General features: G+C 70.2%; 18 protein-coding genes. 6 read left to right on the plus strand and 12 right to left on the minus strand.

Annotation, left to right across the window (positions count from 1 at the left end):
• Positions 1-9: 9 nt before the first annotated feature.
• Positions 10-801, minus strand: coding sequence for an HAD-IIB family hydrolase (locus BBJ41_RS35475; RefSeq protein WP_069750969.1), 792 nt, complete (start codon positions 799-801; stop codon positions 10-12).
• 301 nt (positions 802-1,102) lie between these two features.
• On the opposite strand from BBJ41_RS35475, the gene BBJ41_RS35480 reads away from it, so the two are divergent.
• Both BBJ41_RS35480 and BBJ41_RS35485 read left to right on the plus strand, forming a co-directional pair.
• Positions 1,103-2,737, plus strand: a complete 1,635-nt coding sequence (locus BBJ41_RS35480) for an AMP-binding protein (RefSeq protein WP_069750970.1) — start codon at positions 1,103-1,105, stop codon at positions 2,735-2,737.
• Positions 2,737-3,888 (plus strand): AraC family transcriptional regulator, encoded by a 1,152-nt coding sequence (locus tag BBJ41_RS35485; protein WP_069750971.1) that lies wholly within the window; start codon positions 2,737-2,739, stop codon positions 3,886-3,888. The genes BBJ41_RS35480 and BBJ41_RS35485 overlap by 1 nt, the downstream gene beginning before the upstream one ends.
• A gap of 145 nt (positions 3,889-4,033) precedes the next feature.
• Here BBJ41_RS35485 and BBJ41_RS35490 read toward each other — a convergent pair whose 3' ends face one another.
• The 10 genes from BBJ41_RS35490 to BBJ41_RS35535 all read right to left on the minus strand — a co-directional run bounded on the left by BBJ41_RS35490 (position 4,034) and on the right by BBJ41_RS35535 (position 14,033).
• A complete protein-coding gene (locus BBJ41_RS35490; RefSeq protein WP_069750972.1) occupies positions 4,034-4,774 on the minus strand; it encodes a 4'-phosphopantetheinyl transferase family protein in 741 nt (246 codons plus the stop codon).
• Positions 4,771-5,205 (minus strand): hypothetical protein, encoded by a 435-nt coding sequence (locus BBJ41_RS35495; protein ID WP_069750973.1) that lies wholly within the window; start codon positions 5,203-5,205, stop codon positions 4,771-4,773. The genes BBJ41_RS35490 and BBJ41_RS35495 overlap by 4 nt, the downstream gene beginning before the upstream one ends.
• Positions 5,206-5,263: 58 nt before the next feature.
• Positions 5,264-6,739: an efflux transporter outer membrane subunit gene (locus BBJ41_RS35500; protein WP_069750974.1), complete on the minus strand. Its 1,476-nt coding sequence runs from the start codon at positions 6,737-6,739 to the stop codon at positions 5,264-5,266.
• Positions 6,740-6,750: 11 nt separating this feature from the next.
• The gene (locus BBJ41_RS35505; RefSeq protein ID WP_069750975.1) at positions 6,751-7,665 is read right to left on the minus strand and encodes an HlyD family secretion protein; all 915 of its coding nucleotides are present in this window, start codon (positions 7,663-7,665) and stop codon (positions 6,751-6,753) included.
• 24 nt (positions 7,666-7,689) lie between these two features.
• Positions 7,690-7,884, minus strand: a complete 195-nt coding sequence (locus tag BBJ41_RS35510) for a DUF1656 domain-containing protein (RefSeq protein ID WP_069750976.1) — start codon at positions 7,882-7,884, stop codon at positions 7,690-7,692.
• Positions 7,874-9,976, minus strand: coding sequence for an FUSC family protein (locus BBJ41_RS35515; protein ID WP_069750977.1), 2,103 nt, complete (start codon positions 9,974-9,976; stop codon positions 7,874-7,876). Before BBJ41_RS35515 ends, BBJ41_RS35510 begins: the two co-directional genes overlap by 11 nt.
• A 100-nt stretch (positions 9,977-10,076) precedes the next feature.
• Entirely contained in the window at positions 10,077-11,000 is a 924-nt protein-coding gene (locus BBJ41_RS35520; RefSeq protein WP_069750978.1) for a LysR family transcriptional regulator, read from the minus strand.
• Positions 11,001-11,123: 123 nt separating this feature from the next.
• Entirely contained in the window at positions 11,124-11,651 is a 528-nt protein-coding gene (locus tag BBJ41_RS35525; protein ID WP_069750979.1) for a flavin reductase family protein, read from the minus strand.
• A 68-nt stretch (positions 11,652-11,719) separates the two neighbouring features.
• Complete coding sequence (locus BBJ41_RS35530; RefSeq protein WP_069750980.1) at positions 11,720-12,946, minus strand: FAD-dependent monooxygenase; 1,227 nt, start codon at positions 12,944-12,946, stop codon at positions 11,720-11,722.
• A gap of 40 nt (positions 12,947-12,986) precedes the next feature.
• Positions 12,987-14,033, minus strand: a complete 1,047-nt coding sequence (locus BBJ41_RS35535; protein WP_232036310.1) for an LLM class flavin-dependent oxidoreductase — start codon at positions 14,031-14,033, stop codon at positions 12,987-12,989.
• A 285-nt stretch (positions 14,034-14,318) separates the two neighbouring features.
• On the opposite strand from BBJ41_RS35535, the gene BBJ41_RS35540 reads away from it, so the two are divergent.
• The 4 genes from BBJ41_RS35540 to BBJ41_RS35555 all read left to right on the plus strand — a co-directional run bounded on the left by BBJ41_RS35540 (position 14,319) and on the right by BBJ41_RS35555 (position 18,493).
• The gene (locus BBJ41_RS35540) at positions 14,319-15,119 is read left to right on the plus strand and encodes a 2-amino-3,7-dideoxy-D-threo-hept-6-ulosonate synthase (protein ID WP_069750982.1); all 801 of its coding nucleotides are present in this window, start codon (positions 14,319-14,321) and stop codon (positions 15,117-15,119) included.
• Between the two features lie 52 nt (positions 15,120-15,171).
• Positions 15,172-16,233 (plus strand): 3-dehydroquinate synthase II domain-containing protein, encoded by a 1,062-nt coding sequence (locus BBJ41_RS35545; protein ID WP_069750983.1) that lies wholly within the window; start codon positions 15,172-15,174, stop codon positions 16,231-16,233.
• 57 nt (positions 16,234-16,290) lie between these two features.
• Complete coding sequence (locus tag BBJ41_RS35550) at positions 16,291-17,391, plus strand: 3-dehydroquinate synthase II family protein (RefSeq protein ID WP_069750984.1); 1,101 nt, start codon at positions 16,291-16,293, stop codon at positions 17,389-17,391.
• Positions 17,392-17,470: 79 nt separating this feature from the next.
• Positions 17,471-18,493, plus strand: a complete 1,023-nt coding sequence (locus BBJ41_RS35555; RefSeq protein ID WP_069750985.1) for a methyltransferase — start codon at positions 17,471-17,473, stop codon at positions 18,491-18,493.
• A gap of 13 nt (positions 18,494-18,506) precedes the next feature.
• On the opposite strand, the gene BBJ41_RS35560 is transcribed toward BBJ41_RS35555, so the two are convergent.
• On the minus strand, positions 18,507-19,214 hold the full coding sequence (locus BBJ41_RS35560; protein ID WP_069750986.1) for a FadR/GntR family transcriptional regulator: 708 nt from the start codon (positions 19,212-19,214) through the stop codon (positions 18,507-18,509).
• Positions 19,215-19,394: the final 180 nt, after the last annotated feature.

Consider the following 19,394-nt stretch of genomic DNA (forward strand, 5'->3'; position numbering starts at 1 on the left):
GCGCGGCGATCAGCCGTGCGGGTCCGGACGGCCGCGCAGGATCGCGTCGGCGAACTCGACGAAGCCGCTGCCGCCCGGGCCGTTCGTGATCCAGCGCGGCGGGACGGGCAACTGCGGCAGATAGTCGACCACCGTGCTCATGCCGGCCGTGTGCGTGAAGTAGCCGAACATCGGCGCGTCGTTGGTGGAATCGCCGGAATAGGCGACGCAATCGGGCGCCGCGCCGGCGTCGACGCCGAACGTATCGGACAACACGCGCAACGACATCGACAGCTTGTCGTATCCGCCGACCCACCCGAGGATCCACAGGTTGTTGACGGTCGCGTCCGCGCCGGCCGCGACGAGCGCGTCGAGTATCCGGTTGTCCTGCTCGCCGCCGGTGCGCGCATAGGCGAGCGACGTCAGCCGGAAAGCCTGGTCGTCGGCCTGGCGCGCGGCGGGCACGGCTGCTTCGACGCGCCGTGCAATGCGCCGGAGTGCGTCGCGCGCGCCGTCGAGCGCATCGCCTGCGTGCCAGTCACGGCGGTCGACGCCGTGCCCGTCCGGGCTGCGGCGGAGGAAGAGCCCGCCGTTTTCCGCGATCACGCCGTCGACCGGCCACATGCGCGCCATCTGGTCGCACCAGCCGGCCGGCGCGGCGGTGACGGGAATCACGGCGATGCCGTGCGCCTGCAGGCGTTCGAGCGCCGCGTAGGTGCGGGCGGCGAGGCGGCCCCGATGGGTCAGGGTCTCGTCCATGTCGGTCAGCAGGAAGCGCACGGACGAGAAGGCTTCGGCCGGGGCCAGGGAGAGCGGCTGCATCGTCTCGACGGATGAATGAAGAGCGCCGATTATGAAGAACGGCGCCGGGCAGCGCTATGCCGCTTGGTGCTTAGCAATTCGCGCGACGGAATATGCGGCGCGGCGGGGGCGGACGAAGTTGCCTGGACAGGCGCGCGCACGCGCGTGTCCGTTTCGATCATCTTTTCGGCCGCCCGGATCATTTTCAAAGCGCGCCGCGCGGGCGATAGTCGCCGATCAGGCGACGGCCCGCGTCCTTCCGGCGTGCAGGCCGCCGTGCGAACGGCGCGCGGCCTGCGCGCCGTCCCCCGTGGAGTGAGACATGACGAACAGACACTGGACCGGGTCGTATGGCTCGATCCCCGCCGAGATCGACGCCGATCGCTTTCCCTCCGTCAGCGCGTTGCTGGACGACGCGATGCGCCGCTTTGCCGATCGTCCCGCCTTCCGCGCGTTCGGCCGCACGCTCACCTATGCCGAGGTCGACCGCCTGTCGACCTCGCTGGCCGCGTACCTGCAGCAGGTCGTCGGGGTGCGCAAGGGCGATCGCGTGGCCGTGATGCTGCCCAACGTGCTCGCGTTTCCGGTCGTGTTCGTCGCCGTCGCGAAGATCGGCGCGATCCAGGTCAACGTGAACCCGCACTACACCGCACGCGAACTCGAGCATCAGCTCAACGACGCGGGCGTCGAGGTGGCCGTCGTGTGCGGCGGGTCGATGGGCACGTTCGCCGACGTGGTCGGCGGCACGCGCGTGCGCACCGTGCTGAGCGTGGGGCGCGGCGATCTCGGCGTCGTCGATGCGCCGGCCGGCGCGTGCGACGCGCTGCCGCCCGGTTCGATCCCGCTCGCGGACGCCATTGCCGCTGGCGCGACGCGCGCGTTCGAACCGGTCGAGCTGGGCGGCGCGGACCTGCTGCTGCTGCAATACACGGGCGGCACGACCGGATTGTCGAAGGGCGCGGCGCTGTCGCACCGCAACCTCGTCGCGAACATCGAACAGTTCGGGGCGATCGTGCCGGCCGCGCGCGCGCCGGGCGAGGAGGTCGTCGTCACGGCGATCCCGCTGTACCACATCTTCGCGCTGACGGTGAACTTCCTGTCCTACTTCGCGATCGGCGCCGAGAACTGGCTCGTCGCGAACCCGCGCGACATGGATGCGTTCATCGACGTGCTGAAGGCGGCGCGGCCGACGGTGTTCGTCGGCGTGAACACGCTGTACGCGGGGCTTGCCGGCCATCCGGCTCTGAAGGAAGTCGATTGGTCGCGGCTGAAGCTGTCGGCCGGCGGCGGCGCGGCGGTGATCGACGTGATCTCGTCGCGCTGGAAGGCCGTGACGGGCAACTTCATCCGCGAAGGGTACGGGCTGTCGGAAACGTCGCCAGTCGTGTCGTTCAATCCGCAATCCATCGATACGTTCACGGGCACCACGGGCCTGCCGCTGCCGTCGACCGACGTGAAGCTGCTCGACGACCAGGATCGCGAGGCGGCGATCGGCGAGGCGGGCGAGATCTGCGTGAAGGGGCCGCAGGTGATGACCGGCTACTGGCAGAAGCCGGAAGCGAACGCGGCCGCGTTCACCGCGGACGGTTATTTCCGCACCGGCGACGTCGGCGTGTTCGACGAAGCCGGCTTCCTGCGGATCGTCGACCGCAAGAAGGACATGATCATCGTGTCGGGCTTCAACGTGTACCCGAACGAGGTGGAAGCGGTCGCGACCGCGCTGCCGGGCGTCGCCGAATGCGCGTGCATCGGCGCGCCGGACGCGCGCACGGGCGAGGCCGTCAAGCTGTTCGTGGTGCTGGCGCCGGATGCGGAGGTGACGGAAGCGCAACTCGTCGCGCATTGCCGCGAGAGCCTCGCGGCCTACAAGGTGCCGAAGATCGTCCGCTTCGTCGACCGGCTGCCGAAGTCGACGGTCGGCAAGATCCTGCGCCGGGAACTCAGCCGCACCGACTGATGGCGCCGACGCGCCGCGCTGCCGTTGCCGCGCGGCCCGGCGCGCCGAAGGCCCCGAAGGTGACGCTCAAGTACAATGCGAGCGGTTCGATCGACGGGGACGCGATGACCGGTTCAGATTCACCTTCCGCCCAGCCCGGGCGTGCGCTGCCGTCGCCGAGCGCGACGGTGCCGATCTCGCTCGTCAACGGCTTCCTCGCGAGCGCGGGCGTGCAGCGCGACGTGGTCGAACGCTACCTGCGCGGGGCCGGCATTCCGATCGAGCTGCTCGGCGAGCCGCATGCGCGCGTGACGGAGGAGCAGTTCTCGACGCTGTACCGCACGCTCGCGATCGACCTCGACGACGAGATGCCCGGCATCTTCTCGCGCCCGCTGCGCGGCGGCACGCTGAAGTACCTGTGCCTGAGCCTGCTCGATGCGCGCAACCTCGAAACGGCGCAGCATCGTTTCGGCCAGTTCTTCCATATCCTGCTCGACGATTTCTTCGTCGAATCGAAGCGCGACGGGCTCGTCGCGCAGGTGCTGCTGCGCCCGAACGACGCGATCGGCCCGATCGGCGCGCTCGGCCAGGAGCTGATGCTCAAGCTCGTGCACGGCGTGTGCTCCTGGCTGATCGGGCAGAAAATTCCGCTGCTGCAGATCGAGTTCGCATGCCCGCGGCCGCGTCACGCGGTCGACCACCTGTACTTCTTCACCGGCTCCGTACGGTTCGATTGCGAGCGCACGCTGATGCGCTTCAGCGCGGACTATCTCGACGCGCCGATCCGGCAGAGCAAGCGCAACCTGCGCAAGTTTCTCGCGCGGGCGCCGGGCGACTGGATCTTCGAATCGTTCAGCGAGCAGCTCGTGTGCCATCGCGTGCGGCAATACCTGTCGGGGGCGCTGCCCGACCTGCCGGCGATCGATCAGGCGGCCGAGCACCTGCATTGTTCGGTGCGCACGTTGAGCCGCCATCTGGCCGCCGAAGGGACGACGTTCCAGGTGCTGAAGGACGAGCTGCGGCGCGACATCGCGATCCAGCGGCTCACCGACACGCCCGACACGATCGCGGCGATCGGCGCCGATATCGGCTTCGACGATCCGAGCGCGTTTCATCGCGCGTTCCGGCACTGGACGGGCAGTACGCCGGGGACTTACCGGCGGCGCGCCTGACGCGCCGCACGGACGGTTCCCATAACCGGCTCCCTTCGCCGGTTCCCATGGATGGCTTCCTTCACCGGTTCCCATGGCCGGCTCCCGTTGGCGGGTCCGTGGAGGGAACGAAGCGTGCCGTCAAGCGCGGGCACGAGCCGGGTGGTTATCCGGCCGCAACGGATTCCGGCACGTTCAACGAGCCTGCCGTTCGCGCGCGCTGCTTGCCGACGGTCGGCCAGTCTCCGCGCTCGCCGCGCCAACCCACCGCATGGACCCGCGCGATGTGGCGGGCGGCAACGGTCGCCGCGCAGGCCGGGCCGGACAGCGGGATATCCAGCAGGCACCAGTTGCCGGCATACGGCGTGACGACTTCGCGGAACGGCTCCGCTGACAGTTCCAGCGATCGAGGCGTCGCGCCGTGTCCGATCCCGCACGCATCCGTGAGGCTGTCCAGCCGAAGCCGGTTGCGGGCCAGCGGATCGGCGAACGCGCTGTCCTGGGCCATGCCCAGTCCGACGGGGCCTTCGGCGATCGCGATGACGATCCAGATACCCGCATAGCCGACCACGACGTCGATCCCGTCCAGCCGGTCGCAATCCGCGACCGCGACATGGCCGGAATCGCGTTCGATCAGTTTCAACGCGTTGGCGGCGCGGCCGGCCAGCGTCCCGAGAATGGCGCGCAGGGCCGCGCGGCCGATCGCGAACCGCCGGCCGTGCGCGCGATTGGGATGCATCCGCGCGCGCCTGAGTTCGGCCTTCGACAGGCACAGATGGCCTTGCTCGCTGGTCATCATTTGCCATTCGCCGCGCAGTCGCCACAGCAGGAGCTCGCCCGGGCGAGGGCGCCGCGACGGACAGGACGCCAGCGCGAGCGAGCGCGTGATCGTCAGCGCGGGCGTCATGCGCCGGGGCCGGACGTCGCGGTTTCCGGACGCTGCCGCGTGAGCCGGGCAGCGAGCGAAACGGCCTGTCCGAACGACGCCACCGCGTGATGAGGAATCCCGAAAGCCTTCACCGCGATCTCACCTTGCGCGGCCACTTCCGCGCGCCGGCCGGGATCGGGCTCGACGCTGACGAGCGCCTTGCAGACGGCGCCGAGCGCTTCCTTGTTCTGCTTCAGCCACACCGCGCGATGCTTGCGGTCGTCGTGGGTCTCGTCGGCATCGAGCTCGACGTACACGACGACGAACGGCTCGCCGTGACGCATCAACGCGTCGATTTCGCCTTCCCAGCGAGGTGCGTAGCCCGGTGTCGCGTGTTCGGGGCGAAACACGCAGACCGGAAAGAGCTGGATGTCGTGTAACGCGAAATCATTCGGATTGAGAGCAGGCATCGAGGGTTCTCCGGTGGATGAGCGACGCCGAAGCGTCGGGAAGGCGGCAGGGTGGCGTTCAATGCGTGCTCGCCGGTGTCGCATCGGTTTGCGCGACCGGCGGTTCGTCCCGCCAGCCGACGCCGAGCGACTTGTAGAGGGCGATCGCGCCTTGCACCTGTGCCAGCCGGCTGAGCGCGAGCGCATCGCGGGCGCGGTACGTCGCGCGCTGTGCCGTGAGCACCGACAGGTATTCGCCGAGGCCGTTGCGGTACAGCCGCGTCGCGCGCGACTGCGCGTCCTGGCTGCTGTCGACCGCCGCGGCGAGCGCGGCCTGCCGGTCGCGTGCGGCGCCGATCGCGGCCAGTGCGTCCTCCACGTCGCGAAACGCGACGCGGATGCGCTGCTCGTACGCGAGTTGCGCGGCCGCGGCGGCGGCTCGCGCGGCGTCGACGCCGGCCTTCGCGCGGCCGCCGTCGTACAGCGTCTGCGTGCCGTCGAGTGCGACCGACCACGCGACGCTCGCGCCGGTGAACAGATCCTGCACGAGGCTCGCCGTCGTGCCGAGGCTCAGCGGAATCGCGAAATGCGGAAACTGCTCGGCGCGCGCGACGCCGATCCGTGCGGTCGCGGCGGCCAGCCGCCGTTCGGCGGCGCGAATGTCGGGGCGCTCGCGGATCACGTCCGACGGCAGCGTGACGGGCAACGTCGGTGCGACCGGCAACGTCGCGCCGGGCGCGCTCAGCGCGTCGCGCAGCGTTCCCGGAAAACCGCCGACGAGCACGCCGATCGCATACGCGAGCCGCGCGACGTCCTGGTGCAGCGGCGGCAATGCGGCCTGCGCAAGCTGCAGCTCGGCACGGGCCTGCGCGACCGCGAACGACGTGCCGAGGCCGCGCCGGTTCGAGCGCTCGGTCAGCCGCCGCGTGGCGTCGAGGCTCGCGACGTTGTCCGTCGCGATCCGCAGCCGTTCCTGGGTTGCGCGCAGCGCCGCGTAATCCGACGCGAGTTCGGCCAGCAGGCTCACGAGGATCGCGTGGCGATCGTCGTCGAGCGCGTCGACCTGCGCATCGGCCGATTCGACCGCGCGGCGCGTGCCGCCGAACAGGTCGAGTTCCCACGACGCGTCGAGGCCGATCCGGTAGGTGCGCGACTGGCCGATCCCGGGGGGCCAGTCGAGCGCGCGCGACGAGCGTAGCGCATCGGCGTTCCCGCCCGCGCTCACGGTCGGACCGAGCCGGCTCGCGATCTGGTCGCGTTCGGCGCGCGCCTGCAGCAGCCGCTCGCGCGCGATCGCGAGATCCTGGTTGTGCGCGATCGCCTGCGCGACCAGCGCGTCGAGCTGCGCATCGCCGAACGAGCGCCACCAGTTCTGCAGTCGTGCGGGGTCGGCCTGCATCGTGTCGCGCGGCGCGATCCAGCCGAACGGGTGCACGGGCTGCGGCGCCGTATAGTCGGGGCCGACCGTCGTGCACGCGGCCAGCGCGCACGCGCATGCCGCGACGAGGACGGTCGCGCGCCGCGTCGCGCGCAGCGGAGGGAACGGGCATCGCATCGTCGCCTCCCTCACATCCACGCGTGCAGCCACGACGCGAGCCGGCCGCGTGGCGTGCGCGCCTGCCCGCGCTCGCCGACCTCGACGCTGCACGTCATGCCGGCGGCCAGCAGCACGCCGGCCGGCACCTGGTCGATCTCGATGCGCACCGGAATTCGCTGCGCGAGCCGCACCCAGCTGAAGGTCGGGTTGACGGCCGGCAGGCCGAGTTCGTCCAACGTGCCGTTCTCGTCGGCGATGCCGCGGCCGATGCTCGTGACATGCCCGCCGAGCAACGGCTCGAAACCCATCAGCCGGATCGTCGCGGGCGCGCCCGTCGCGATGCGGCGCAGCTTGGTTTCCTCGAAATAACCGGTGATCCAGAAGCTGTGCGCGTCGAGCACCGAGATGCCGGGCTTGCCCTCGACCGCGTAGTCGCCGTGACGCAGGCGCAGTTGCGTCACGTAGCCGTCGACCGGCGAGCGCAGCGTCGTGCGGGCGAGATCGAGCTTCGCGACATCGAGCGCGGCGAGCGCCTTCCGGTATTCGGCCTGCGCGATCGCCACCGCGCGGTTCGAGCGCTGGATGTCCTCGCGCGGCACGAGATCGTCGAGGCCGGTGCGCCGCTGCGCTTCGTCGCGTTTCTGGCGCATGGTCTCGGCGGTCGCCGCGACCTGCGCCTCGGCCTGTTCGACCGCGAGCGCGAAGCGCTGCGGATCGATCCGGTACAGCACGTCGCCTTTCGCGACGCGCTGGTTGTCGATCACGGCGACTTCGACGACGGTGCCCGACACTTCGGGCGCGATCCGCACGACGTGCGCGCTCACGCGCGCATCGCGCGTCCACGGCGCGAGGACGTATGCATGCCACAGCGCGGCGACCAGCACGATCGCGACGGCCACCGTGGCAAGCGTCAGCAGGGAACGGGTGAGGGGTTTGAGCGGCATGACGCGGGACGTTTCGACGAGAGGCTAGAAATAGAGAATCAGCGTGGCGACGAGCACGAGCGAAATCGCGAACTCGAAGAGCGCCGGATGCCACACGCGGCGCAGCACGCCGAGCCGGGCGAGCAGCGCGCGCACGGCCATGTAGAGCGGCACGGTGGCGCACGCATAGACGAAGAACGGCGGCAGGTAGATGCCGGCCACCGGGAATTCACTGAGCATCGCGGGCGGGCTCCGGAACGGCGGTGAAATAGGCGGCGTACGTGTGCAGCAGCACGTGGACGTCGGCGAACGCGGCCATCAGCCGCTTCAGTTCGGGGTTGCCCGATTGCGCGGCGGCGAGGCCGGCGAGCGTGTGCGCGGCCCGTCGCGCATGCCGGGCCGCGCGCGCGGGGGCAGCCGCGTGCCGCGCGAGGCCGGCGAGCCCCGCGCGCGCGCATTGCTTGGCAACGTCGGGCAGGCCGTCGCGCGCCGTGCCACGGCGGATCCGCAGCAGCTCCTTGCCGACGTGCAGCGCCGCAAGCGCCTCGATGCTCGCCTGCGTCATCGCCGCCGGCTGGCCGGCGAGCAGCGCGCCGAGCTGGGCGATGCGGTGCTGCTGGCGCTGTTGCCAGCCTGCCGCCGTGGCGCGCTTGCCGGCCACGAGCGCGAGCGCGTCGTCGCGGATCGTGCGGCGCAGCCGCGCGGCGTCGGTGGCCAGGTTGCGCGGCAGGATCAATCGGAACGAGAGCAGCGTGAGGAAGGTGGCGAGCACCCACGCGACCGACTGGTTGAGGAACAGCGCGACGTCGGGGTGCCACGGGTTGGTCGCGGCGGTCAGCGTGTTGAACGCGACGAGATACGCGAGCCCCGCGAGCGCGGTCCTCGGCACGCTCGTCGCGTAGATGCCGGGCATCCAGAACAGCGCGAGCGCGACGACGAGCAGCGGAAAGCCTTCGAGGTGCGGCAGGATGCCGAACGCGCACACGAACGCGGCCGGCACGGCCAGGATCGTGCCCTTGATGAACGCCTGCGCGCCGGCGGCCGGGTTGCCGGCGGTCGCGAGCAGCGCGCAGTACGGCGCGACGACGAGCAGCATCATGTCGCCCTGGTCCCAGCCGGTGGCGAGCCAGAACGCGCCCGAGATCACGATCGCGCAGGCCGAGCGCACACCGTTGCGCACGGCAGCGCCCGTGTCGCGATGAAAGCGCACCGGTGCGGGCCGGCTACGCGGCCGCGGGCGCTGCAACTCGACGAGGCCGTCCAGTGCCGCGCGGTAGTCGTCGATCTGTTCGATCAGCCGCTCGCCGGCGATCAGCAGCGCCGCGTCGTCACGCGGATCGCCGAGCGCGATGCCGTCGAGCGCATCGCGTAAATGGTCGCGCGCGTCGCCCAGCAGCCCGAACGCCTGCGTTGCACCGCCGCGGCCGTCGCGCAATGCGTCGGCCGCGGCCTCCCACGCCGCCGCGAGACGCGGTTGCAGCGGGGCGATCGCGCGTGCGCCGGGGCTGTCGGCCGGCAGCGGCGGCATGCCGCCCGCGAGCGCGCCGAACAGCGACACCATGCCGTGCCGCACGGCGGCCGCGCGCTGCGCGAGATCTTCCGATTCGGCCTTGCCGAGCGCGAGGAGATCGTCGATGCCGTAGATGCCGGCGAACAGCGCGTGCCGTTTGTCGTCGCCGGGCGCCGCCGCGAGGCCGTTGCGCTGCGCGGCGATCACTCGCGCGACGTCGGCCGTCACGCGCGTAACCAGCGCTTCGAGCTTCGCGTGCACGTCGCGCGTGCCGAGCAGCATCGACACGAGGCTCAGGCACAGCACGCCGACCGCGACCGTCGAGCCGCGCCCGATCACGTGCTCGAAGGTCAGCTCGGGGTGCTGCATCGCGCCGTAGGTCGCGAGACCGATCGTGTAGCCGGCCACCACGGTGCCCGACGCGCGGAAGTGCCGCAGCAGCGTCATGCCCGCGACGCATGTGCCGAGCCAGAAGGCGAAACCGAGGATGAACAGCAGCGGCTTCTGCGCGAAGCAGCCCATCAGCACGAACGCGACGACCATCCCCGCGACGGTGCCGACCACGCGCCACACGCCCTTGCCGATCACGGCGCCCTGCACCGGATTGATCACGAGCAGCACCGTCGACGCCGCCGAGTATGGGGTTTCCAGTTCGAGCAGGTACGCCACGCCGAGCGCGAGCGCGGCGGCGATGACCGAGCGCGCGACATACGCGCCGCGCGGCGTGAAGATGTCGATGCGCGCGAGCAGCGCGGTCGCCGCGCGACTCAGGCGGCCGGGCGATGCCGCGACGGTGCTCGTCTGATCTGCTGCGTCATGCACTGCACGCGCTCCATGAGAAAGGACGAAGCCAGTCTACGGTCGACCCATGCGTGCGGAACAGTGACGTCTTTGCACTCGACGAGTGCGTGCGCCGCATGCGTCATGCGTGCGCCGGATGCAGCGCCGGCTGGCCGGTGCACAGCCCGCGCACGACACGCCGCAGCCACTGGTGCGCGGGGTCGCTCTGGAAGCGCGGATGCCACGCCTGTGTGATCAGCACGGTTTCGAGCGGCACCGGCAATTCGAATGCGCGCACGCCGAGCCCGGCCCGTACCGCGGTGCGCGCGAGATGCTCGGGCAGCGGCAGGATCAGGTCCGACGCCTGCAGCGCGAAGATCGCCGCGTACGGGGTCGGCACGACGAGCAGCACGTGCCGTGCGAGCCCGCGCGCGGCGAGTGCGTCGTCGATCGGCCCCGCCGACTTGCCGCGCCGCGACACGCCGATATGCGGCCAGCGGGCGAACCGTTCGGGCGTGATGTCGTCGTCGAAGATCGGGTGGTCGCGGCGCGCGAGGCCGACGAAGGTCGTCGTGAACAGCGGCTGCACGCGGATCTCCGGGCCAAGGCGGCGCGACGCGCTGATGAACAGGTCGATGCGGCCGCTGCGCAGCGCGTCGTCGTCGATGTCGTCCTCCTCGGGCATGAAGCGCAGCATCGCGCGCGGCATCCCGCGCGCCATCTCCTCGAGCAGGCGGCTGCTGTGCAGGCCGACGAAGATGTCGTTCGCGCGCACGTTGAACTGCTTGTCGAGCGTGCCGAGATCGATTTCCGCGCACGGCGCGAGCAACTGCGATGCCCGTTCCACCGCCTCGCGGACGACCCCGCGCAGTTCGAGCGCGCGCGGCGTCGGCACCATCTTGCGGCCGGCCTGCACGAAGATCGGATCGCCGACCGTCTCGCGGATGCGCGCGAGCGTGCGGCTCATCGCGGGCGGGCTGAGGTTCATGCGGCGCGCGGCGCCGACGACGCTGCCTTCTTCGAGCAGCGCATCGAGCGAAACCAGCAGGTTCAGGTCGGGTGCCATCGGCTTCTCCGTTTCATCGCGTGCATGCCGCGCAATGGTAGTGCGTGATGCGCTCGCGCAGCGTGACTGCAGCGCACGCATCGATTGCGCGCGACATCACGCGTGACGCACGCACCGGTGTGCCTATCGCCCGGCATCGGCATCGGACGGCAACGAGCGAACGGCGGCGAATGTGCCGTTCACGTACATCAGCGGGTTCACGTCGTCGGACATCGCGACGCGCGTCACGCGCCCGACCAGGATCGAATGCGAGCCGACCTCGACCTGCTCGAGCGTGTCGCAGAAGAACGACGTCTGCGCGTTCTCGAGATAGGGCAGGCCGGTGGCCGCGTCGGTGCGCCACGCGTCGTGCGCGAAGCGCGCGTCGGAGCCCGTCGTGCTGCACGCGAGTGCGAGCGGCACGTGGCAACTTCGCAGCGCGTTCACGCAGAAGCGCCGGTGGCCGGTGATCGACGCGTGGATGCTGGCGCGCCGGTTGATGCACACCAGGACGGTGGGCGGATCGAGCGCGACCGACGTGAACGAGCTGGCGGTCAGCGCGCACGGCGCGGCGGCCGCGCCGTCGCCGCCGGTCGTGACGATGGTGACGGTGGCGGCGACGCCGCGCATCGCCTGTTTCAGTTGCTGCGCTATGTCGACGGTATTCGGCATGGTGCGGTCCTGTCGCGATGGGCCCCGGTGCCGCGCGCGGGTCGCGCCGCGCGGCGCCGGGGCGGGCGTCAAAGCTGGTACGCGTCGGCCCAGGTCCAGTGGTAGGACTTGAAGTCGGCGCGGCGCGACTTGAGCTCGGCGTCGCGCGCCTGCTGTTCGGGGCCGTCGGGCAGGTGGAACACGCCGCCGTTGCCGGCCGAGGCAAGCTGGATCTTCGCGCTGCGGTCGATCCTCAATCGCTGGTACTCGAGAAGCGCGGTACCCAGCGCGTCCTTCGATGCGAGGCCGGTCACGCACCGGCCGAGCACGACCGCGTCTTCCAGCGCCTGCGCGGCGCCCTGCGACTGGTACGGCAGCATCGGATGACGCGCGTCGCCGAGCAGGCATACGCTGTCCCACACCCAGCGCGCGAGCGGCTGGCGGTCGTGCAGCGACCAGCGGCTCAGGTCGGATGCGCAGCGGATCAGCCCGACGAGGCGCGGGTCCCAGCCGTCGAGCTCGGCCTCGAGCGTCGCGCGGTCGCCCTTGCTGCTCCACGATTCGCGCGTGCTGCCGTCGCCCGGCACGATCACGACGAGGTTCAGCAGCCGGCGATCGCGCACCCAGTAATGAATCGCGTGCCGCTTCGGCCCGAGCCAGATCGTGACCTGCGGCTCGGCGACGATCTCGAACACGGGCGAGCGCGGATCGATCGCGTCGGCGTCGATCAGCGCGCGATACGCATCGTCGCCGCTGTAGTGCGGCGCGTCGTCGCCGAGCAGCGCGTGGCGCAGCGTCGAATGGATGCCGTCGGCCGCGACGACGAGATCCGCGCGCCAGCGCGTGCCGGCCGCATCGACGAGCGTCGCGCCGCCGGGTCCGCACGCATCGAGGCCGCGCACCGCGACGCCGCCGCGCACGTCGACGGGCGGGCCGGCCGTGAGCGGGTCGCGCACGGCGTCGAGCAGTGCGGCGTGCAGGTCGGCGCGATGCGCGTTCCAGTACGGCGCGTTGAAGGCGGCTTCGACGTCGTCGCCGAGCGGGAAGGTGCCGAGCAGGCTGCCGTCCTGCCAGCGGCGGCGGATCGTCGCGGTCGGTGCGACGGCCGCCAGCCGCTGCCGGTCGAGTACGCCGAGCGCGCGCAGCGCGCGCGTGGCGTTCGGCACGACCTGCAGGCCGGCGCCGACTTCCCGGAACGTGCGGCTTTGCTCGAGGACGGTGACCCGATGGCCGGCGCGGCGCAGCGCGAGCGCGGCGGCAAGGCCGCCGATGCCGGCGCCGACGACGATCGTGTCGAGGGAAAGGGACGGTGTCATGGACGGGTTCGCGGTGGGTCCGGAATGGATCGGCATGGCGTCACAGGCCCGGCAGCACGTCGCGGGCGAACACCTCCAGGTTGTTGCGCATCAGCTCGTACGGCTGTGCGCCGTAGTCGATGTGCCACAGGATCGCGTCGAGACCGAGATCGGCCTCGAGCGCGCGAATCCGCTGGCGCACGGTGTCGGGCGTGCCGAGCACGGCGGTCGCGTCGAGGTCGGCCGTGTCCATGCCGCCCATCTTGTTCTTCATTGCTTCGTTGTAGCCCTGGTAGGCCGGCGACTGCACCTGCTCCCACGATTTCGCGGCATCCGCGAAATAGCGCCAGTGATGGCGCAGGCGCGGCTCCGCGAGCGCCAGCGCGTGCGCGTCCGACGTGCCGATCATCAGCGGGATGCTGATCGCGACCTGCGGCTTGCGGCCGGTGTGGCCGTGATGGCGCTCGAACGTATTGCGATAGAGCGCCACCATCTCCTGCGTCTTCGCGAGCGCGGCCTTGCGCGGCGGCGCGGCCATCAGCAGGTTGAAGCCGCGCTCGCCGATCCACTCGAAGCTGGACGGCGTGAGCAGCGCCGCGACCCAGACCGGCGGGCGCGGCTGCTGCGTCGGGCGCGGCAGCGATCGCGCGTCGCGATAGCGGAAGAACGGCGTGTCCTCGCTGGCCGATTCCTCGGCGAGGAGCCGCACCGTCGCGTCGATCGTCTGCTGGAAGCGCGCCTTGCTCGAATCGAGGTCGATGCCGAACGCGTCGAATTCGTACGGCAGGAACGCGCGCGCGAAACCCAGCTCGAGCCGCCCGTTCGAGATCGCGTCGAGCTGCGCGGCTTCGGCGGCGAGCTGGATCGGGTGATGGAACGACGCCTGGATGCCGCCCGTCATCAGGCGGATCGACTCCGTCTGCGCGGCCACGGCCGCGAGGAACATCAGCGGCGACGGGCTGTAGCCGCCGTACGGCTTCAGGTAGTGCTCGGTCATCTTCACGTACGAGTAGCCGAGCCGTTCCGACAGCGCGCTGAGCTTGAGCGCCTGCGCGTAATAGTCGGCGGCCGGGCGGTCGGCCGGGCCGGTATCGGGCAGAAAGGACACGCCGAACTTCATAGACACCTCACAGGTTGATGTGCTGCCGTTGTCTGCAAAGGGGAAGCGATGCCGCGACGAATGCGTCCCCTGGGGCGGGAAACAGGATCGCTCGCAATGTACTTGCAAGGATGATCCAATCATAGGATGATTGGGTCTATGCAAGTCTTACACGTCGCAAGATTTGCTGCAAGCGTTGCTCGGTTGTTGCTCCAGTTCCGCCCGCAAGCGGGCACCCCGAGGGCAGGCTGAAGTGAACGGGCCGGCCTCTCCATTTCTGGCGAGGAATCACGGATGGACTCTCTTCTATCGGTTTCTGGCAAGGCGCTGAGGATGCGGCGGGTCGTGCGCGCCGCATCGGGCAAGTGTTTGATGGTGCCGCTCGACCATTCGCTCGCGGACGGTCCGATCGCCCATCCGCAGCAGTTGCGGCAGCTCGTCGGCGACATCGCCGCGCACGGTGGCGATGCGATCGTCGTGCATCGCGGCCGTGCGCGTTTCCTGTCTCCCGACGTGCTGAACGATCTCGCGCTCGTCGTGCACCTGAACGGCTGCACGCGCTACGCGGAGGACGCGAACGCGAAGACGCTGTTCGCGAGCGTCGAGGACGCGTTGTCGAGCGGCGCGGACGCGGTCAGCGTGCACGTGAATCTCGGCTCCAAGACGGAATCCCAGCAGTTGCTCGACCTGAGCCGCATCGCGACCGAGTGCGCGCGCTGGTCGCTGCCGCTGCTCGCGATGATCTATCCGCGCGGCCCGGGCCTCGGCGATCGTCCGCAGGCCGAACTGATCGCCCATGCGGCGAACGTCGCGGCGGATCTCGGCGCCGACATCGTCAAGCTGCCCTACAGCGGCGATGCCGCGAGCATGGCCGACATCATCGCCGGCTCGTCGCTGCCGGTGCTGGTCGCCGGCGGCGCGAAGCTGCCGGAGGACGAGTTCGTCGCGTTCACCGCGCGCGTGATGAACGCGGGTGCGCTCGGCATCGCGGCCGGCCGCAACGTGTTCGCCGCGCCGAAGGCCGCGCCGCTGATCCGCCGTCTGTCCGATGCCGTACACGGCGTCGGGCGGCGCGCCGCGCACCTGGCCGCCTGATCCGGTACGCCGGGCCGCCGTGCCCGGTTTCTTCCGACCATCGAGGGTTTCCATGCATCGCTATCCGTGGATCGACCTGCGCGCGCTCGGCGCGCAGGCAGGCGCCGTCGCGGCCGACGCGGCGAGAGCCGGCGTGCGCCGTTTCGTGGTGGCCGACGCCGATCGCGATACGTGCGCGGCCGGCGCGGCGACGCAACTGGCCGTTTCGCCGGCGGGTGTCGCGACCCTGGCCGACGACGCACAGGCGCCGCTGGCTGGCGTGTGCGTGCGGATCGCCGGCGCGGATGATTTCGACGCCGCGCGCACCGCGCTCGCGCGTCACGCGCTCGTCGTGCTCGATTACGCGCTCGCCACCACGGTGCCGCTCGAGCGGTTGCTCGCGGGTGCGCACGAGGACGTGTGCCGCATCGTCGTCTCGCTGGCCGATCCGCACGGCGCGGCGTACCTCGCGCGCAAATATGCGCAGTCGCCGGTCGACATCGCGTTCGCGCCGCGCGATGCGGCGGCGTTGCGCGGCGTGCTGGCCGCGTGCGGCGAGCTGCGTCCGCGCGAGCCGCTGAAGCTGAAAACGTTCGAGGTGCAGCGCGTCGAGCCGCTCGGCGTCGGGCTGCATGCGGTGATCGACGGCTGTTCGCAGCTCGACGGCGACGAATGCGTACTGGCCGGCGCGAGCGCGACCAGCATGCTGCTCGTCGCGGCCGGCGCCGCGCGCATGCCGGGCCGTCCGCTCGCGTTCGGCATCGACGCGGGCTCGGCCGAATCGTTCGTGTTCTGCGGCGGCGACCGCGCGCGCCAGCCTTCACTGCTGCGTTCCGGCGAGCGAATCCTGACGGTCGGCGCGGCGGGCGACACGCGCGCGATCGTGGTCGGCCGCGTGCGGATCGAATCCGCTCCGCTCGTCGCATTGCACGCCCGCAGCGCATCCGGCGCGAGCGCGCGCATCGTGATGCGCGGCGACGGTGCGGTACGGCTGCGGACCGACGGCGGCGCGCGCGTCGGTCTCGCCGATGTGTCGCCCGGCATCCGGCTCGCGGGCTACGAGCCGGGCGTCGGCTGGGTCGATTGCCGGATGCGGGCTGCCGCGTCGCGTTCGGCCGTCTCCGTCAGCCGCTAGTTTCATCCTGTCGTTCAACCAACCAACCCGCTTCATCCCCTTCGAAGGAGATTGGCCTTGAAGAAGCTTTCCTGGATTGACCTGCGCAACATCGGCGAGCTCGCGGACGAGATCACCGAGGAAGCGCTGCATGTCGGCGTGTCCGCATTCGTCGTGAAGGATTCGGAGCAGGCCGGGCGGTTGCCGCCGAGCGCGTGCAAGGTCGCGGTGCTCGACCGGCAGCCGGCCGATCCCGCGCTGCTCGAGCAGGTGCAGATCGTGCTCGTGAAGGACGGCCTGCCGGTCGATTTCGCGGTGCCGGACGGTGTCGAGCTCGGTGTGTTCATCGAGGTGACGGGCGAGGCGACGCTCACACGCGCGTGCGAACTGTCGACTTCCACGCCCTGGCTGCTCGTCGAATTCCTGCAGGACCCGAGCAAGATCCCGCTCGAGATCCTGCTGGCGGCCGCCGATCGCGCGGCGGGCGAACTGATCACCGTCGTGGCCGATCTGGAGGATGCCGAAGTGACGCTGAACGTGCTGCAGCGCGGCCCCGAGGGCGTGCTGCTCACGCCGACGCAGGTCGGGCAGGCCACGCAGCTCGTGTCGATCTGCAGCGACACGGTCGAGGATCTGCAGCTCGAGGAAATCGAGATCGTCGGGCTCACGCATCTCGGGCCGGGCGAGCGCGTGTGCGTCGACACGTGCTCGCGCTTCGAGCAGGACGAGGGCATCCTGGTCGGCTCGTATTCGACCGGCATGATCCTCATCAGCAGCGAGACCCACCCGCTGCCGTACATGCCGACGCGCCCGTTCCGCGTGAACGCGGCCGCGCTCCATTCGTACGTCGTCGCGCCGGACAACCGGACCCGCTATCTCGCCGAGCTCGAATCGGGCGCGGAAATCCTCGCCGTCAACGCGCAGGGCAAGGCGCGCCGCGTCGTGGTCGGGCGCGCGAAGGTCGAGACGCGCCCGCTGCTGCTGATCGAGGCGAAGAACGCCGCCAACCGCGCGATCAACATCATCGCGCAGGACGACTGGCACGTGCGCGTGCTCGGGCCGAAAGGCAGCGTGCACAACATCACGGAACTCAAGCGCGGCGACCGCATCCTCGGCTACACGCTCGATGCGCAGCGCCACGTCGGCTACCCGATCCGCGAGTTCCTGCACGAGCAGTGATTCGCATGTTTCGTTGACGATTGCGATTCGCGCGGCGCGTCATGCGCCCGCGCGATCCGTTCATGCTCGGGAGGACTTGATGGAACAGGCGGCAAAGCAGGTGCTGGATACGCTGTTCGGGCGGTGGCGCAGCCGCATCCTGTATGCAGGTACGCGGCTCGGCGTATTCGACGCGGTGACGACGGACGCGCCGGCTTCGTCGGCCGCGCTCGCAGTGGCGCTCGGCGTCGACGAGCCGTTGCTGTACCGGCTGTTGCGCGCGCTCGCGTCGCTCGGCCTGCTCGACGAGGATGCGCACCGCGGCTTCAGGGCCACCGCGTCGGGCGCGCTGCTGCACGCGGACGCCGCGAGCACGTTGCGCGATTTCGTGCTGCTGCAGGAGGGCCCGGAGCATTACGCGATCTGGGAACACCTGCCCGACATGGTGCGCGACGGCCGGCAGAACGGCTTCGTGCGCGAATTCGGCGCGATGGCGTTCGACTATGCGAAGGATCACGCGCGCTACCGGACCGACTTCAAGCGCGCGATGTCGAGCTTCTCGACCGTGCAGTCGGAGCAGGTCGTCGACGCGCTGCGCGATGTCGCGTTCGCGCCGGGCACGCACGCGTGCGACATCGGCGGCGGCCAGGGGCACATGATGTGCAGCCTGCTCAGGCGGTTCGAATCGCTGACCGGCACCGTGTTCGACCTGCCCGAAGTGATCGACGGCGACGCGGAGGGATGGGCGCAGCGCATGGGCGTGAGTGCGCGCTGCAACAAGGCGGCCGGCAACATGTTCGACGCGGTGCCGGCGGCCGACGTCTACCTGCTGAAGCTGATCCTGCACGACTGGAACGACGACGAATGCGTGACGATCCTCAAGCGTGCGCGTGAAAGCGCGCGGGACGGGGCGCGCGCGTTCGTGATCGAACGTGTCGTGCCGGCGCCGGGCGTCGCGCATTTCTCGAAGCTCTACGACATCCACATGATGTGCTGGGGCAGCGGCCGTGAGCGCACGCGGGAGGAATACGACGCGCTGCTCGACGCCGCCGGCTGGCGGCCCGCCGGGGCGAGGCCGGCGCCGGACGGGCAGATCGACGTGATCGAGGCCGTCGCCGCATAGCGCGCCGGGTTCGTCAGGCGGCGGGCGGCTCGCGCGTTTCGAGCCAGGTCATCTGCGGTTTCAGGATCGCGAGGGTCGCACGCACCGCCTTGTTCTCGTCGCGCTGCTCGATCGCGTCGAGCACGGCCTGATGCGCCTGCATGTCGGGTTCGGGAATCTCGGCCTCGTCGAGCTCGACGAGGATGTCTTCGACGTTCGCGAGGATCGACCCCGAAAAGTAGCGATACAGCGCCTCGAGCGCGTGATTGTGCGACGCGGTGGCCACGGCGATGTGAAACGCGCGGTCGCGTTCGACGAACTTCTTCACGTCGCGCGCCGCTTCGCGCTCGCCGCGCGCCTTCAGCAGCTTGCGCAGCGTCGCGAGATCCTCGTCGGTGCGCCGGCGCGCCGCGTAGCGCGCGCATTCCGTCTCGAGCATGCACTGCAGCTCGAGATGATCGCCGCGTGCGGCGCGATCGACGTTGCGCATCGTTTCGGCCGGATCGACGTTGCGCCGCACGTAGGTGCCGTCGCCCTGGCGCACTTCGAGCACGCCGGAATACGCGAGCGTGCGAACCGCTTCGCGCACCGTGTTGCGCCCGACCTCGAGCTGCTTCGCGAGATCGAGCTCGGTCGGGATGCGATGACCGACGCGCCAGATGCCGGAAGTGATGTTGGATTTGAGGATTTCGATCGCCGAATCGACGAGCGAGTGTCGGGTGGCCGGGGGCAGGCTTGACATACGTGTGTCGCTTGAAACTTGAGAGTGTCGCTATCCTATCATCCGATCATTCATTTAGTCGTTCAGAATAACGACATTCATCCGTGACAAATTGTTAACGTCAGACGAATAGCGTGCAGCGTGATCGGTGCGCGCCGCGCAATCGACGATTGCGCTTGCCGGCATTTACCCGCGTCGTGC

Origin of the sequence: Burkholderia stabilis, from assembly GCF_001742165.1 — a bacterium.
GTDB lineage: Bacteria > Pseudomonadota > Gammaproteobacteria > Burkholderiales > Burkholderiaceae > Burkholderia > Burkholderia stabilis.